Origin of the sequence: Zoogloea dura (genome assembly GCF_012927165.1) — a bacterium.
Classification (GTDB): Bacteria; Pseudomonadota; Gammaproteobacteria; order Burkholderiales; family Rhodocyclaceae; genus Zoogloea; species Zoogloea dura.
The window spans coordinates 56,374-68,904 of sequence record NZ_JABBGA010000003.1; the positions used below are offsets into that span (position 1 = coordinate 56,374).

15 protein-coding genes are annotated in these 12,531 nt (G+C 71.2%); 7 read left to right on the forward strand and 8 right to left on the reverse strand.

Translation table 11 applies throughout. The features are described 5' to 3' along the window. From HHL15_RS04865 to HHL15_RS04885, 5 genes are all read left to right on the forward strand, one after another. Complete coding sequence (locus HHL15_RS04865) at positions 1-2,340, forward strand: penicillin-binding protein 1A (protein ID WP_169144708.1); 2,340 nt, start codon at positions 1-3, stop codon at positions 2,338-2,340. A 19-nt stretch (positions 2,341-2,359) separates the two neighbouring features. Further along, complete coding sequence (locus HHL15_RS04870; RefSeq protein WP_169144709.1) at positions 2,360-3,022, forward strand: retropepsin-like aspartic protease family protein; 663 nt, start codon at positions 2,360-2,362, stop codon at positions 3,020-3,022. Positions 3,023-3,030: 8 nt separating this feature from the next. Next, positions 3,031-3,900 carry a ketopantoate reductase family protein gene (locus HHL15_RS04875; protein WP_169144710.1) on the forward strand — a complete coding sequence of 290 codons (870 nt, stop codon included), beginning with the start codon at positions 3,031-3,033 and terminating at the stop codon, positions 3,898-3,900. Between the two features lie 61 nt (positions 3,901-3,961). Beyond that, positions 3,962-4,786 carry a hypothetical protein gene (locus tag HHL15_RS04880; protein ID WP_169144711.1) on the forward strand — a complete coding sequence of 275 codons (825 nt, stop codon included), beginning with the start codon at positions 3,962-3,964 and terminating at the stop codon, positions 4,784-4,786. Between the two features lie 79 nt (positions 4,787-4,865). Next, the gene (locus HHL15_RS04885) at positions 4,866-5,456 is read left to right on the forward strand and encodes a LysE family translocator (RefSeq protein ID WP_169144712.1); all 591 of its coding nucleotides are present in this window, start codon (positions 4,866-4,868) and stop codon (positions 5,454-5,456) included. Here HHL15_RS04885 and HHL15_RS04890 read toward each other — a convergent pair. Both HHL15_RS04890 and HHL15_RS04895 read right to left on the reverse strand, forming a co-directional pair. Then, a complete protein-coding gene (locus HHL15_RS04890) occupies positions 5,453-6,268 on the reverse strand; it encodes an AraC family transcriptional regulator (protein WP_169144713.1) in 816 nt (271 codons plus the stop codon). The genes HHL15_RS04885 and HHL15_RS04890 overlap by 4 nt on opposite strands. 63 nt (positions 6,269-6,331) lie before the next feature. Next, positions 6,332-6,664 carry a zinc ribbon domain-containing protein YjdM gene (locus HHL15_RS04895; RefSeq protein ID WP_169144714.1) on the reverse strand — a complete coding sequence of 111 codons (333 nt, stop codon included), beginning with the start codon at positions 6,662-6,664 and terminating at the stop codon, positions 6,332-6,334. A 124-nt stretch (positions 6,665-6,788) separates the two neighbouring features. On the opposite strand from HHL15_RS04895, the gene HHL15_RS04900 reads away from it, so the two are divergent. Beyond that, positions 6,789-7,163 carry a hypothetical protein gene (locus tag HHL15_RS04900; RefSeq protein ID WP_169144715.1) on the forward strand — a complete coding sequence of 125 codons (375 nt, stop codon included), beginning with the start codon at positions 6,789-6,791 and terminating at the stop codon, positions 7,161-7,163. On the opposite strand, the gene ahbB (HHL15_RS04905) is transcribed toward HHL15_RS04900, so the two are convergent. Genes ahbB (HHL15_RS04905) through HHL15_RS04925 form a run of 5 tightly spaced genes read right to left on the reverse strand, consistent with a single transcriptional unit; the run spans position 7,164 to position 10,655 of the window. Continuing rightward, positions 7,164-7,652, reverse strand: a complete 489-nt coding sequence (ahbB, locus tag HHL15_RS04905) for a siroheme decarboxylase subunit beta (protein WP_169144716.1) — start codon at positions 7,650-7,652, stop codon at positions 7,164-7,166. 13 nt (positions 7,653-7,665) lie between these two features. Continuing rightward, a complete protein-coding gene (locus HHL15_RS04910) occupies positions 7,666-8,121 on the reverse strand; it encodes an Lrp/AsnC family transcriptional regulator (RefSeq protein ID WP_169144717.1) in 456 nt (151 codons plus the stop codon). After that, entirely contained in the window at positions 8,118-9,107 is a 990-nt protein-coding gene (gene ahbB, locus HHL15_RS04915; RefSeq protein ID WP_169144718.1) for a siroheme decarboxylase subunit beta, read from the reverse strand. Before ahbB (HHL15_RS04915) ends, HHL15_RS04910 begins: the two co-directional genes overlap by 4 nt. 4 nt (positions 9,108-9,111) lie before the next feature. Then, positions 9,112-10,311 carry a cytochrome D1 domain-containing protein gene (locus HHL15_RS04920; RefSeq protein WP_169144719.1) on the reverse strand — a complete coding sequence of 400 codons (1,200 nt, stop codon included), beginning with the start codon at positions 10,309-10,311 and terminating at the stop codon, positions 9,112-9,114. A gap of 2 nt (positions 10,312-10,313) precedes the next feature. After that, complete coding sequence (locus HHL15_RS04925) at positions 10,314-10,655, reverse strand: c-type cytochrome (RefSeq protein WP_169144720.1); 342 nt, start codon at positions 10,653-10,655, stop codon at positions 10,314-10,316. A gap of 127 nt (positions 10,656-10,782) precedes the next feature. Here HHL15_RS04925 and HHL15_RS04930 point away from each other — a divergent pair, with 127 nt between their 5' ends. Continuing rightward, positions 10,783-11,364, forward strand: a complete 582-nt coding sequence (locus HHL15_RS04930) for an IMPACT family protein (RefSeq protein WP_169144721.1) — start codon at positions 10,783-10,785, stop codon at positions 11,362-11,364. Positions 11,365-12,211: 847 nt separating this feature from the next. On the opposite strand, the gene HHL15_RS04935 is transcribed toward HHL15_RS04930, so the two are convergent. After that, a complete protein-coding gene (locus HHL15_RS04935) occupies positions 12,212-12,529 on the reverse strand; it encodes a c-type cytochrome (protein ID WP_169144722.1) in 318 nt (105 codons plus the stop codon). Positions 12,530-12,531: the final 2 nt, after the last annotated feature.

A 12,531-nucleotide genomic window follows, 5' to 3' on the forward strand; every position in this document is an offset into this window, starting at 1 on the left:
ATGTCCGATCTCCCCGAGCCCCCCAGCCGCCAGCCGCGCCGCCTGCCCCAACGCCTTCTCGCCTACCTGCGCGGCCTGCCCCGGCCATCACGGAGCAGCCTGCGGCGCATCGCGCTGGCGCTGCCGGTGCTGGCCCTCGCCTATGTGCTGGTGCTGATCCCCTTCACCCCCGGCATCCGCGACATCCGCAAGGCCAAGGTGGAGCAGCCCGCCCGGGTGCTGTCGGCCGACGGCAAGGAGCTCGCCGTGTTCAAGTGGGCCAACCGCCAGTGGGTGGGCCTGGCGGACATTTCGCCGCAGGTCACCGCCGCCCTGATCGCCACCGAGGACCACCGCTTCCGCGAGCATCACGGCATCGACTTCTACCGCCTTGGCGGGGCGATGCTGCACACCTTCTCCGGCGAGCGCCAGGGCGGCTCGACCCTCACCCAGCAGCTCGCCCGCAACCTCTTCCCGGACGAGATCGGCCGCGCCCCCACCCTGACCCGCAAGCTCAAGGAGGCCATCACCGCCCTGAAGATCGAGGCGCTCTACTCCAAGGACGAGATCCTCGAGACCTACCTCAACACGGTGCCCTTCCTCTACAACGCCTGGGGCATCGAGATGGCGGCTCGCACCTATTTCGACAAGCCGGCGCGCAACCTGGACGTGCTGGAGGCCGCCACCCTGGTCGGCATGCTCAAGGGCAACAGCTACTACAACCCGGTGCTCAACCCGGAGCGGGCGGTGGCCCGCCGCAACACCGTGCTGGCCCAGATGGTCAAGCGCGGCCAGCTCGACGAGCGCCGCCTGGAGGCCCTGCAGAAGAAGCCGCTGCGCATCGACTTCGAGCGCCAGCTGGAGTCCCCCGGCCCGGCGCCCCACTTCGCCGTGCAGATCCGCAAGTGGTTGATCAGCTGGGCCGACCGCAACGACTACAACATCTACGCCGACGGCCTGGTGCTGCGCACCACCCTGGACAGCCGCCTGCAGGCCCGGGCCACCCAGGCGGTGATGCGGCGCGGACGCCAGCTGCAGGGCCTCGCTGACCAGGCCTGGAACAGCCGCAAGGGTTGGTCGGGCAGCCCGGAGCTGGTGGCCACCTTTGTACGGGAGTCAAAGGAATACCGCGCCGCCGTGGCCCGCGGCCAGGATCCGGACGAATCCCTGGCCCGCCTGCTCGCCGACAAGGCCTTCATGGAGGCCCTGCGCCAGGACAAGACCCGGGTCCAGGTCGGCTTCCTGGCCATCGACCCGCGCAACGCCCAGATCCGCGCCTGGGTGGGCAGCCGCGACTTCGTGCAGGACCCGTTCGATCACGTCGCCCAGGCCCGCCGCCAGCCCGGCTCCACCTTCAAGCCCTTCGTGTATGGTGCGGCCTTCGACAAGGGCATGAGTCCCGCCGGCACCCTGGTGGACCAGGCCGTGGAAATCCCCCTGAAGAACGACGAGATCTGGCGCCCCGACGACGAATCCCCGCCCAGCGGCAAGCCGGTGAGCCTGCGCGACGGGCTGGTCTACTCCCGCAACCGCATCACCGCCCAGCTCATGCAGGAGGTCGGCCCGGCCCGGGTTGCCCGCCTGGCGAAGAAGATGGGCGTCCGCCAGAGCCCGCTGGAGGAAGTGCCCTCCCTGGCCCTCGGCACCAGCCCGGTGACCCTGCGCGAGATGGTCAGCGCCTACGCCACCCTGGCCAATGGCGGCGCCTTCATCGAGCCGGTGCTGGTGACCCGCATCGAGGACCGGGAAGGCCGGGTGCTCGAGGAATTCGCCCCGGCCGACGCCGAGGCCGCCCTGGACGCCGGCACCGCCTACACCCTGCTCGACGTGATGCGCGGCGTGGTGGACCGGGGTACCGGCGTGGCCATCCGCAACCAGTTCGGGCTGCGCGCCGACCTGGCCGGCAAGACCGGCACCACCCAGGACAACACCGACGGCTGGTTCATCCTGATGCACCCGCAGCTGGTCGGCGGCGCCTGGGTCGGCTTCAACGACAACCGCATCACCCTGCGCAGCGACTACTGGGGACAAGGGGCCCGCAGCGCCCTGCCCATCGTCGGCGACACCTTCCATTACGCCCTGGCCAACCGCCTGATCGATCCGAAGCTGCGCTTCCAGTCGCAGGAAGGGCCGGGCCTGCTGCAACGCGGCTGGAACTGGCTGAAGGGCCTGTTCGTCACTCCCGAGCCGGAACCCGCGCCCGAGCCCCGGCGTCCACGCCGACAGGCCGCCCCGCGCCCGGCGACAGCGCCCGCAGACACACCGCCGCCGACGCCGCCAGCCGTGCCCCAGGCTCCATCGCCACCCCCCGTACCCGTGGCACCGGAAGCCACCGCCCCGGCGGCAGCCCCCACCCAATGACCTCGCCCGGACCCGCCCGATGGACGACCACGACCCGCACGCCAAGCGCCCCTTCGCCCTCGACGAAGCCGAGAAGGAACGCCGCCTCGCCGCCGTGAAGGCCCGCCTCACCATCGACACGCCCCCCCCGCCACGCAACGCCGGCCGCAGTGCGGGCGGCTGGTTCCTGCCCGCCCTGTTCTGGACCGCCCTGATCGTGCTCGGCACCGTCGCCACCAGCCACTGGCTGGGCGGCCGCGGCGACACCACCCCGAGCGTGCGCGCCGACGGCAGCCTGAGCCTGCGTCTCGGGCCGGGCGGCCGCTACGAGGTGGCCGGCAGCGTGGCCGGTCAGCCCACCCGCTTCATCGTCGATACGGGCGCCAGCCTCACCTCCATCCCCAAGGCCCTCGGCGACCGGATCGGCATCCGTGAATGCCCCGCCATCGGCTTCGACCTGAGCCGGGCGGACGAACCCGGTTGCTGCCGCCGGGAGACCTTCCACACCGCCAACGGCAGCACCGAAGGCTGCGTGGCGCGGGTGCCGCTGCTGCGCTTCGGCCCCTTCGAAGTGCAGCATGCCCAGGTCGCGGTGATGCCGGCCATCGGCGACCGGGCCCTGCTCGGCATGAACGTGCTCAAGCACTTCAGCCTGCTCCACGCCGGGGCCGAGCTGAGCATCCGCCCAACACAACGACCATGACAGACACCATGGACACCCTCCGTTTCCCGCTGGCCATCATCGGCGCCGGCGCCCTCGGCCTGCACTTCGCCGCCCGCCTGGCCACCGCCGGCCCGGTGGCCCTGGTGGCACGCAACGATGCGCAGGCCGCTGCGCTGCGCGCCGGCACCCGGGTCGGCGGCGTCCTGTTCCAGGCGCAGGCCTTCGGACCGGCCGCCCTGCCCCGGGCCGACTGGGTGATCCTGCTGGTCAAGACCGGCGACACCCTCGCCGCGGCCGCCACCGCCAGATCCATGGCGCCGCGGGGCATCGTGTCCCTGCAGAACGGGCTGGTGGACCACCTCCTGCAGGCCGCCTGCCCCGGCCTGCCCACCGGCCAGGGCATCACCACCGCCGGCGCCTGGCGCGATGCGGACGGCGTACACCCGGCCGGCACCGGCGACACCCTGCTGCCGCCCGGCTTCGAAGCCGTGGCGGAGAGACTGACGGCAGCCGGCCTGCCAGCCCGGGTGGAGCCGGAGATCGCCGCCGCCCGCCTGGCCAAGCTGCTGGTCAATGTGGCCATCAACCCCCTCGCCGCCCTGCATGGCGTGACCAACGGTGCCCTGCGGGAGGCGCCCTACCGGGCCGCACTGGACGCCCTGGTGGACGAGGCCTGGCCGGTCCTGCGCGCGGCCGGGCTGGCCCTCGACGCCGAGGCCGCCCGCCAGCGGGTCATCGCTGTGGCCACCGCCACCGCCGCCAACCGGGCCAGCATGCTGCAGGACGTGCAGGCCGGCCGGCGCACCGAGATCGACGCAATCACCGGGGCCCTGCTGGAGATGGCCCGCCAGCAAGGCATCGACCTGCCGGCCCACCGGGAGATCTTCTCCCGCATCAAGGCCCTGGAAGTTGATTAAAGTCATACGGTATTACGCTTTACCTTGACCCCGGGGCGATCGCCGCCTACCTTGAACCATCATGAATGGCGACGTCTTCTCCTGGTGGGCCTTCCTGTCCACGATAGCGACCCTCAACATCGCTGCCTGGGCCTATGCAGCCTGGCAACTGCAGCGACGACGTCCGCTGATGGACGCCGAGGCCTTCGCCCTGCGCCGGGCCCAGCTGCTGCTGTCGGCCGGCTACGTCTTCGGCTGCGCCTACCGCTCCTACCTGCCGGTGTTCGACGTGCCGCGGCTGTGCCTGGTGGATAGCTGGCTGTCCAGCGTGGTGGTCGGCCGCTCGGTGGCGACCATCGCCGAACTGTGCTTCGTGGCCCAGTGGGCGCTGATCCTGCGCGCCACCTCACGGGCCACCGGCAGCAGCGTGGGCGGCGCCATCTCGTCCCTGCTGGTGCCGATGATCGCCGTCGCCGAAACCTGCTCCTGGTATGCCGTGCTGACCACCTCCAACCTCGGCCACGTCATCGAGGAGACCCTGTGGGGCCTCGGCGCCGCCCTGCTGGTGATCAGCCTGGTGGAGATCTGGCCGCGCTGCGCCCGCCGCCTGCGCCCCCTGCTGGCCGTGTGGGGTGCCGCCGGGCTGGGCTACGTGTTCTTCATGTTCCTGGTGGACGTGCCCATGTACTGGTCGCGCTGGCTCGCCGACGAAGCCACCGGACGCCACTACATGAGCCTCGCCCAGGGCCTGCTGGACGCCTCCAGCCGCTGGGTGGTGTCCCACCGCTGGGCCGACTGGCACAGTGAGGTGGCCTGGATGAGCCTGTACTTCAGTGTGGCGGTGTGGCTGAGCATTGCGCTGATCCACGCCCCACTGCCCGCCGGGCGCCGGCTGCGCCCGCACTGAACGCACGCCACAGTTTCCTTCAATACGGCGCGGTCGCGCCGGCCCAAGCTGCGTCTCCCGACCCTGCGTGGAGACGCGAATGAGCACCCTTGTTTCCATGGCGGCCTTTGCCCTGGCCGCCTCGATCTCACCCGGCCCGGTCAATGTCGTGGCGCTCGGCGCCGGGGCGCGCTTCGGCCTGCGGGCGGGGCTGCGCCATGTGGGCGGCGCCACCATCGGCTTCACCCTGCTCCTGCTGCTGTGCGGGCTGGGCCTGCAGGCGGCCCTGGCGCAATGGCCCGGCGCCCTCGGGGTGATCCGCGGCAGCGGGGTGGCCTTCCTGCTGTGGATGGCCTGGCGCCTGGCCTGCGACGACGGCCGCCTGGCCACGGATGGGCCACTCCGCGCCCCGTCCTTCCGGGTCGGCGCGGTGATGCAATGGCTCAACCCCAAGGCCTGGCTGGCGGCAGTAGCGGGGATGGGCGCCTACGCGGCCGATGGCGACCTGGGCCAGGTGTGGCTGTTCACCGGGATCTACTTCGTGGTCTGCTACCTGTCCGTCGGCTGCTGGGCCTGGGCTGGCGCCCGCCTGCGCGGCCACCTCGCCGCCCCGGCGCGGATGCGCGCCTTCAACCGGACCATGGCCGGGCTGCTGGTCGGCAGTGCGGCCTGGCTGCTGCTGGAAGCCTAGCGCCGGTACTGCCCCGGCGTAGCGGCCACGTGGCGCTTGAAGGCCCGCTGCAGGTGGGCCTGGTCGGCAAAGCCGGCCTCCAGCGCCACATCGGCGATGGGGTGGCCTTGGCGCAGGCGGGCGCGGCAGAACTGGATGCGGCGATTGACCAGGTAGGCGTGGGGCGTCATCCCGTACTGCCCCTTGAACGCCCGGATCAGGTGGGACTGGGACAAGCCCGCCGCGGCGCAGATGTCGTCCAGGCGCAGGCTGCGGGTGTAGTTGTCGCGGATGAAATCGGCGGCCCGGGCCAGGGGCCGGTGCACCTCGGCACGGCACTCCGGAGGCGGGTCGAGGTGGTCGTGCAGATCGGCCACGAAACCCACCAGGGCGGCCTCCTTGGCGAGCAGCCCTGCCGCGGGGTCATCCAGCAGCCGGCACAGCGCCGCGGTCGCCCGGTACAGGCCCGGGGCATGGCTGAGCCGGGTGGCCGAAGGGCGGAAGCCCCGCTCGCCGGCAAAGCCCAGTTCCTGTTGCCGGCAGGCCAGCCACGCCGTGTCGAGGTAGAGCATGCGGTAGGACCACGGCGCATCCTCCAGCGGATTGCAGGCATGCACCTCCTCCGGGTTCATGATCACCACCGCCCCGGGCCCCACCCGCTCGCGCAGGCGGCCGTTCACGTAGGTGCTGCGGCCGCCGGTGATGATCCCGAGGGAAAAGCTCTCGTGGCTGTGCGGGGCGTAGCAGACGCGCCGCCCGTCGGCGATGGAGCGGGCTTCGGCGAAGGGCAGCGCGGGGTCGTACCAGAAGCGGGGAGTGGCGTCGGAGGGCATGCCTCGTTCCTCAAGGCCGTGAGGACGCCACTGTACCCCGCCGGGCGGCGCCGCGCCCGGGGCTCAGGCCTTCTTGACGAACTCCGACTTGAGCTGCATGGCGCCGAAGCCGTCGATCTTGCAGTCGATGTCGTGGTCACCATCGACCAGGCGGATGTTCTTGACCTTGGTGCCGACCTTCACCACCGAGGACGAGCCCTTGACCTTGAGGTCCTTGATCACGGTGACCGAATCACCGTCCTGCAGCACGTTGCCGTTGGCGTCACGCACCACCTTCTGTTCTTCGGCGGCGGCCACCCTGGGCCACTCGTGGGCGCATTCGGGGCACACGAAGTTGTCCCCGTCCTCGTAGGTGAACTCGGACTTGCACTGGGGGCACGGGGGCAGGCTGCTCATGGACTTTCCTTTGAATGAAGCGCCCGGCTGGCGGGCGGAAGGGGCGCAAGAATAACCTTTTGGCGGGCAGGGGGAAATGCCGGGCCGCCCTGTGCTAGGGTTCGCCCCCCAAGGAAGAGCTGCCATGACGACCTCCCGCAACACTCCGCCCCCGCCCCCCGCCGACAGCCGCGGCACCCGCGCGGCGCTGATCTTCGCCCTCGCCGCGGAGCGCCTGTCCCTGTACTACGAGCACGGCCAGTGGCCCACCGAGGCCCAGGGCGCCACCCTGGTGGCCGACTGGCTGGGCCGCACCCGGCGCAGCCTGCCCCTGGCGGAGCGGCGCCAGTTGTCGGCCCTCAGCGACAGCCTGGCGCGCCGCCTGGCCGGCGAGCTGTCCCGCGAGGCGGGGCTGCACGTCGTGCACGAGATGATGGAAGCCCTCGACCCCAACCACGAAAGCGACCTGAGCCGGGCCCTGATGGGCGAATGCGAGCGCCTGCTCGACGAGGGGGCCTGATTACGCACCGCCGATGCGCAGGCCGGTCTTCTTGAGGATGGCGGTGGAGAACAGCACGTCCTGCCCCCGGCAGGCGCTGCCCAGCAGCCTGGCGATCTCGGCGACGCCGGCCAGCACGGTGTCCCGGTCACGGCCGTGCACCATGGCGAACAGGTTGTAGGGCCAGTCGGGCAGCGCCCGCGGGCGCTCGTAGCAGTGGGTGACGAAGTCGAGGCGCCCCACCGCCTCGCCCAGCTCGACGATGCGCGCGTCGTCCACGTCCCAGACCGACATGCCGTTGGCCGTGTAGCCCAGGGCATAGTGGTTGGGCACCGCACCGATGCGGCGGATGCGGCCGCTGGCGAGCATGGCGGCGAGGCGGGCCTTGACCTCCTCGGCCGTCACCCCCAGCCCGGCTGCCAGGGCGTCGTAGGGGCGTGCCACCAGGGGCAGGCCGGCCTGGGTGGCGATGACCAGGCGGCGGTCGAGATCATCCGGCAACGAATCCATGGCGGCGCTCCGTTCAGGCCTGCAGGCGCATGTCCACGAAGAACTCGCGGTGCTTGGGAAAGGCGAATACCGGCAGGCCGGTGGCGGCCTCGATCTTCGCGATGGCGCCGGCGATGCCTTCCGGCTTCTCGGTGGCGAGCACGAACCACATGTTGAGGCGGTGGGTGCGCCGGTAGTTGTGGGCCACCTCGGGCAGGGCGTTGACCACCGCCGTCACTGCGTCGAAGCGCTCCTCGGGCACCGCCAGCGCGGCCAGCACGAAGCGGCCGCCCAGGCGTTCGATCTGGAACATGGGGCCAAAGCGGGTCAGCACCCCCGTTTCGCGCAGGCGCCGGACCCGTTCCAGGACCTCTTCCGGGGTGCTGCCGACGGCCTCGGCCACCACCCGCCAGGGTTCATCCACCAGTGGGAAGCCCTCCTGCAGGGTGTTGATGAGGTGCCGGTCGAGGGTGTCCAGGGTCGACGTCATGCGGCCAGGCTCCGCGGCGTGGTGTAGCGGGCGCCGCACTGCTTGTAGCAGTCGGTGGAGAACAGCACCGCGGCGGGGTAGGCCGACAGGCCGACCGCCTCGGCCAGCTCGGCGCGGCGCCGGGCCACGGCCTCGCGGTCCTGCCCGTGGATCATGCAGAACAGGTTGTGGGCCCAGTCCCGCTCGGGCCGGCGGCGGTAGCACAGGCTCACCCCATGGTGGCCGGCGAGGGCAGCACCGAGCGCGTCGACGTGGCCGTCGGGCACCGTCCACACGCACATGGCGTTGGCCTTCCAGCCCAGCTCCCGGTGGCGCACCACCACGCCAAAGCGGCGCACCGTGCCGTCGGCCAGCCAGTCAGCCAGGGTCGCCAGCACGCTTTGCTCGGTGAAGCCCGCCGCGTCGCCGAGGGTGCGGAAGGGCCGCGGCACCCAGGGGAGGCCCTCCTGCAGGCTCTCAATGAGGCGCCAGTCGGCCGTGCTCAGGGGACGCCGCGGCCGCCCCGTGGCCGGGGCATGACGGGTGCGCGCGCCGCTGGCCAGGTCGAAGCCGAGGTCGATGTGGTACTCCTGCACCAGGGGCAGGGCGATGGGCGGGCAGCCGGTGGCCTCGCCCATCTCGTCGAGCAGGGCGGACAGGGCCGGCTGGTCGGCGGCCCCGGCGACGAACCACAGGTTGTAGCGGTGCTCGCGCCGGTAGTTGTGATTGACCCCGGCAAAGGCGCTGACCTGCGCTGCCACGCCGGCCAGGCGCTCCGGCGGCACGGCCATCGCGGCCAGGGTGCTGGCACCGATCCGGTTGGGAGCGAAGACCGCCCCGACCCGGCTGATCTTGCCTTCGTCGCGCAGCATGGTGAGGCGGGCCAGCACTTCGGCACCGTCGCGGCCGAGCCGCTCGCCGAGCGCCTCCCAGGGCCGGGGCTGCAGCGGAAAGCCGCGCTGGAACTCGTTGAGCAGGCGGAAATCGAGGGAGTCGCGGGCCAGCATGGCGTCAGAACCCGATGCGCTGGCCACGGGCCGTGAAGAAGATGCCCGACGGCGCGTCGGCGGGCAGCTCCCGGCGCAGCGCAAAGCTGGCCGTATCCACCACGCTGATCCGGTTGCTGTCCCGCGAGGACAGCCACACGGCCTCGCCGCGCGGCGTGAATTCCATGTGCAGCACCGCCTTGCCGGGGCTGAAGGTATGCACCACGCGCTTCTCCAGGGTGTCGATGACCTGCACCCATTCGTTGTCGGGGAAGGCGAAGTTGACCCACACCTGGCGCCCGTCCGGCCGCGCCATCACAAACACCGGCTGGCCCTTGACCGGGATGCGGGCGCTCTCCGCCCAGCTCCGGGTGTCGGCCACCAGTACCTCGTGGCGGCCGATGGCGGGCAGCCAGGCCTGGCCGCCCGCCATTGCCCAGCCGCGCAGGTGGGGCATCTTGAAGACCGGCAGCTTCTCCTCGCCCTTGCCATAGCCGGCGAGGATCCTGCGCACACCGGTCTGGGGCTGCCACAGGTCGAGGAGCGACAGGCCGTCCTCGCCGAACAGACCGGCGATGAAGTAGCGCCCGTCCGGCGTGACCAGCCCGTCGTAGGGCTGGCGGCCGGCCGGAAAGCGGGTGGTGACGGGCTGGCGCGGATTGGAGAAGTCGGTGATGCGGATCTCGTCCGCGTCAAACAGCGCATACACGAAGCGCTGGCCGGAGACGTCGGCCAGGCCCACCACCCGCGAGAATTTGCCCGGCGCGTACTCGGCGGGCACGTCGGCGAGCAGCGCCAGGGTGTCGGCGTCGAAGGCCTTGATGCCGCCCGGCTCGTAGTTCTGGGCCACCACCAGGCGGCCGTCCTGGGACACCGAGCCGCCGATGGAATTGCCGGCCTGGACGATGCGCCGGTCGATGCGGCGGGTCAGCAGATCCACCTTGGTGAGGCCGCCGTCGCGCCCGAACACGTAGGCGTAGCGGCCATCCCGGGAGAAGGCCACATGGGCGTGGGACAGGTCGCCGAGGCCCTCCACCGTGCCGAGGCGGCTGTCGTGGCTGTGCTCCACCACCTGCACCCGGCCGGCGGCGCGCTCGATGACCACCCCGAGATCGCCGGTGCCACGCAATTCGGGCGCGCTGCCAGACGTTATGGCAGGCGGAGGAGCCGAGGCGCAGGCCACCAGGCCCAGGGCCAGCAGCGGGGCGAACAGGCGCGCGCGCATGATCAGGGCAGCTCCGGAAAGCCGCTCTTCAGGCGGGCGACGATCCAGCCCGCCTCGTCCTCGTCCACAAAGCGCTGCCAGCCCGGCATGGCCGTGCCGGGGCGGCCGTGGAGGATGGTGGCGACCAGGAACTCGTCGGGCAGCTCGGCCAGGCGCGCCGGCAGCAGGTCGGGGCCCAGGCCGCCGGCCAGGCGCATGCCATGGCAGGAGCCGCAGTCCTGGCGGACCATGTGCACCAGCGCAGCCTGGCGTTCGGTGGCAGGCTCGGCCGCGGGGGCGGCGGTCACCGCCAGGGCGGTGAGGCCGAGCAGCACGGCCACGTGGATGAGCAGGGAACGGTCCATCGCTGAGCTCCGGAGAATGACGCCATCACATTAGGGCGCAGCCCTCAGCGGGTCATTGACCGCCATCAAGAAGGCCGGCAGCTGCCGGTTTTGAGTATTCTTGCCGCCTCACCCCGCGCCCTCCGCCATGCCCCAGACCCTCGCCGCGCCTGCCCACAGCGAACTGCTGATCAAGAAGAGCCGCTTCATCGGCTGCGTCCAGCCGATGGCCGACCGGGCCGGCGCCCAGCGCGTGGTGGCCGCCCTCAAGGCCGCGCACCCGGGTGCCGCCCATGTGTGCTGGGCCCTGCTGGCCGGCGGGCAGTCGGCCGCGGTGGACGACGGCGAGCCCTCGGGCACCGCCGGCCGGCCGATGCTCGACGTGCTGCGCCACCAGGACCTGGAAGGCGTGCTGGCCACCGTGGTGCGCTACTACGGCGGCGTGAAGCTGGGCGCCGGCGGCCTGGTCCGCGCCTATACCGACAGCGTCGCCCAGGCCCTGCTGGGCGCCAGCAAGGTCGCCATCGTGCGCCTGACGGAACTGCACTGCCGCGTGCCCTACGCCCTGGAAGGCCTGCTGCGGCGCGAGCTGGAACAGGCCGGCGCCAGCCTGCTGGAGGTCTCCCACGCCGACGCGGTGGGCTTCGCCTTCAGCCTGGCGGAAAACCAGGCCGCCGCGCTGGTGGCCCGGCTGGATGAAGCGGGGAATGGCCGGGTGGTATGGCTGTAGGGGCGTGTTGCTTATTCTGCGTTTGTGCGTTTGTCTGGGCGGCTTTCCTTTTTTCAGCGTTGGATTGGCCGGGAGTTCGCCCCGGCGGGCGACCTCCTTTCTTGCTTCGCCAAGAAAGGAGGCAAAGAAGGCGACCCGCCTCCCCGGTCATTCGCTTACGCGAATGACTGCCCTGCGCTGCTCACGCCAGGCGGCCGGCGCGGAACTCGCCCTGCGGGCTCAGACAGCCGCGCCGGACTACCCCGCCTGCCGTTCCGCTGCTCGGCGGGTCGGGACGGGCTTTTCGTAAGCACCGAGCCTTTGCTGAAGCCTTGGTTGGCTTTCATGGAAAAAGCAAAACCCCAGCGTCTCGCATCCACCGACCTCTCCGTAGAGGCTCGGTGTCTGCTGAAAGCCCGTTCTGACCCGCCGAGCAGCGGAGTATCGGGCGGGGCTTTCCGGCGCGGCTGTCTGAGGAGGCGCAGCCGACGAGTTCCGCGCCGGCCGCCCGATGCGAGCAGCGCAGGGGAGTCGTCCGCTACGCGGACGACCGGGGAAGCCGGGTCGCCTTTCTTTCCCCCTTTCTTTGGCGACGCAAAGAAAGGGGTCGCCTGCCGGGGCGAATTCCCGGCCAATTCAAGGCGGAAAAAAGGCAAGCCGACCAGCAAAAGCTCCACAGGCCAATACCCACTGCAGGCCCATGCACAGAGCCGAAAGCCGGATTCATGGGGTGACGAGCCCCGGCGACGGGGCTCCAAGGCCTTCTCTCGCGCGGCGGCGGGCCTTGGGGGGGTGTGCCGCGGCCCGCCGCCCGGCAAAAGAAAAGGCGGCCGAAGCCGCCTCATGGATCGATGACCAAAGCTCGCGCTCAGCCCTTCAGGATCCACCCCACCACGTCCTTCAGGTCTGCGTCGCTGATCTTCTCGGCGGCGTTGGGCGGCATCGGGATCGGGCCCCAGACGCCGGAGCCGCCCTTGCGGACCTTGTCGCTGAGCTTGGCGACGGCGTCGCCCTGGCCCTTGTACTTGGCCGCAATGTCCTTGAAGGCCGGGCCGACCATCTTCTTGTCCATGGTGTGACAGGCCATGCAGCCGGCCTTCTGGGCGGCGGCGGCCGGGTCGGCGGCGAGGGCGCTGCCGCTGGCGGCGGTGGCCAGCAGGGCGGCGAGAACAAACGCGTATTTCATTT

What these genes read in the sequence shown, in the direction of transcription:
- HHL15_RS04865 (WP_169144708.1), top strand. Translation starts at nt 1, where the DNA reads ATGTCCGATCTCCCCGAGCCCCCCAGCCGCCAGCCGCGCCGCCTGCCC.
- HHL15_RS04870 (WP_169144709.1), top strand. Translation starts at nt 2,360, where the DNA reads ATGGACGACCACGACCCGCACGCCAAGCGCCCCTTCGCCCTCGACGAA.
- HHL15_RS04875 (WP_169144710.1), top strand. Translation starts at nt 3,031, where the DNA reads ATGGACACCCTCCGTTTCCCGCTGGCCATCATCGGCGCCGGCGCCCTC.
- HHL15_RS04880 (WP_169144711.1), top strand. Translation starts at nt 3,962, where the DNA reads ATGAATGGCGACGTCTTCTCCTGGTGGGCCTTCCTGTCCACGATAGCG.
- HHL15_RS04885 (WP_169144712.1), top strand. Translation starts at nt 4,866, where the DNA reads ATGAGCACCCTTGTTTCCATGGCGGCCTTTGCCCTGGCCGCCTCGATC.
- HHL15_RS04890 (WP_169144713.1), bottom strand. Translation starts at nt 6,268, where the DNA reads ATGCCCTCCGACGCCACTCCCCGCTTCTGGTACGACCCCGCGCTGCCC.
- HHL15_RS04895 (WP_169144714.1), bottom strand. Translation starts at nt 6,664, where the DNA reads ATGAGCAGCCTGCCCCCGTGCCCCCAGTGCAAGTCCGAGTTCACCTAC.
- HHL15_RS04900 (WP_169144715.1), top strand. Translation starts at nt 6,789, where the DNA reads ATGACGACCTCCCGCAACACTCCGCCCCCGCCCCCCGCCGACAGCCGC.
- ahbB (WP_169144716.1), bottom strand. Translation starts at nt 7,652, where the DNA reads ATGGATTCGTTGCCGGATGATCTCGACCGCCGCCTGGTCATCGCCACC.
- HHL15_RS04910 (WP_169144717.1), bottom strand. Translation starts at nt 8,121, where the DNA reads ATGACGTCGACCCTGGACACCCTCGACCGGCACCTCATCAACACCCTG.
- ahbB (WP_169144718.1), bottom strand. Translation starts at nt 9,107, where the DNA reads ATGCTGGCCCGCGACTCCCTCGATTTCCGCCTGCTCAACGAGTTCCAG.
- HHL15_RS04920 (WP_169144719.1), bottom strand. Translation starts at nt 10,311, where the DNA reads ATGCGCGCGCGCCTGTTCGCCCCGCTGCTGGCCCTGGGCCTGGTGGCC.
- HHL15_RS04925 (WP_169144720.1), bottom strand. Translation starts at nt 10,655, where the DNA reads ATGGACCGTTCCCTGCTCATCCACGTGGCCGTGCTGCTCGGCCTCACC.
- HHL15_RS04930 (WP_169144721.1), top strand. Translation starts at nt 10,783, where the DNA reads ATGCCCCAGACCCTCGCCGCGCCTGCCCACAGCGAACTGCTGATCAAG.
- HHL15_RS04935 (WP_169144722.1), bottom strand. Translation starts at nt 12,529, where the DNA reads ATGAAATACGCGTTTGTTCTCGCCGCCCTGCTGGCCACCGCCGCCAGC.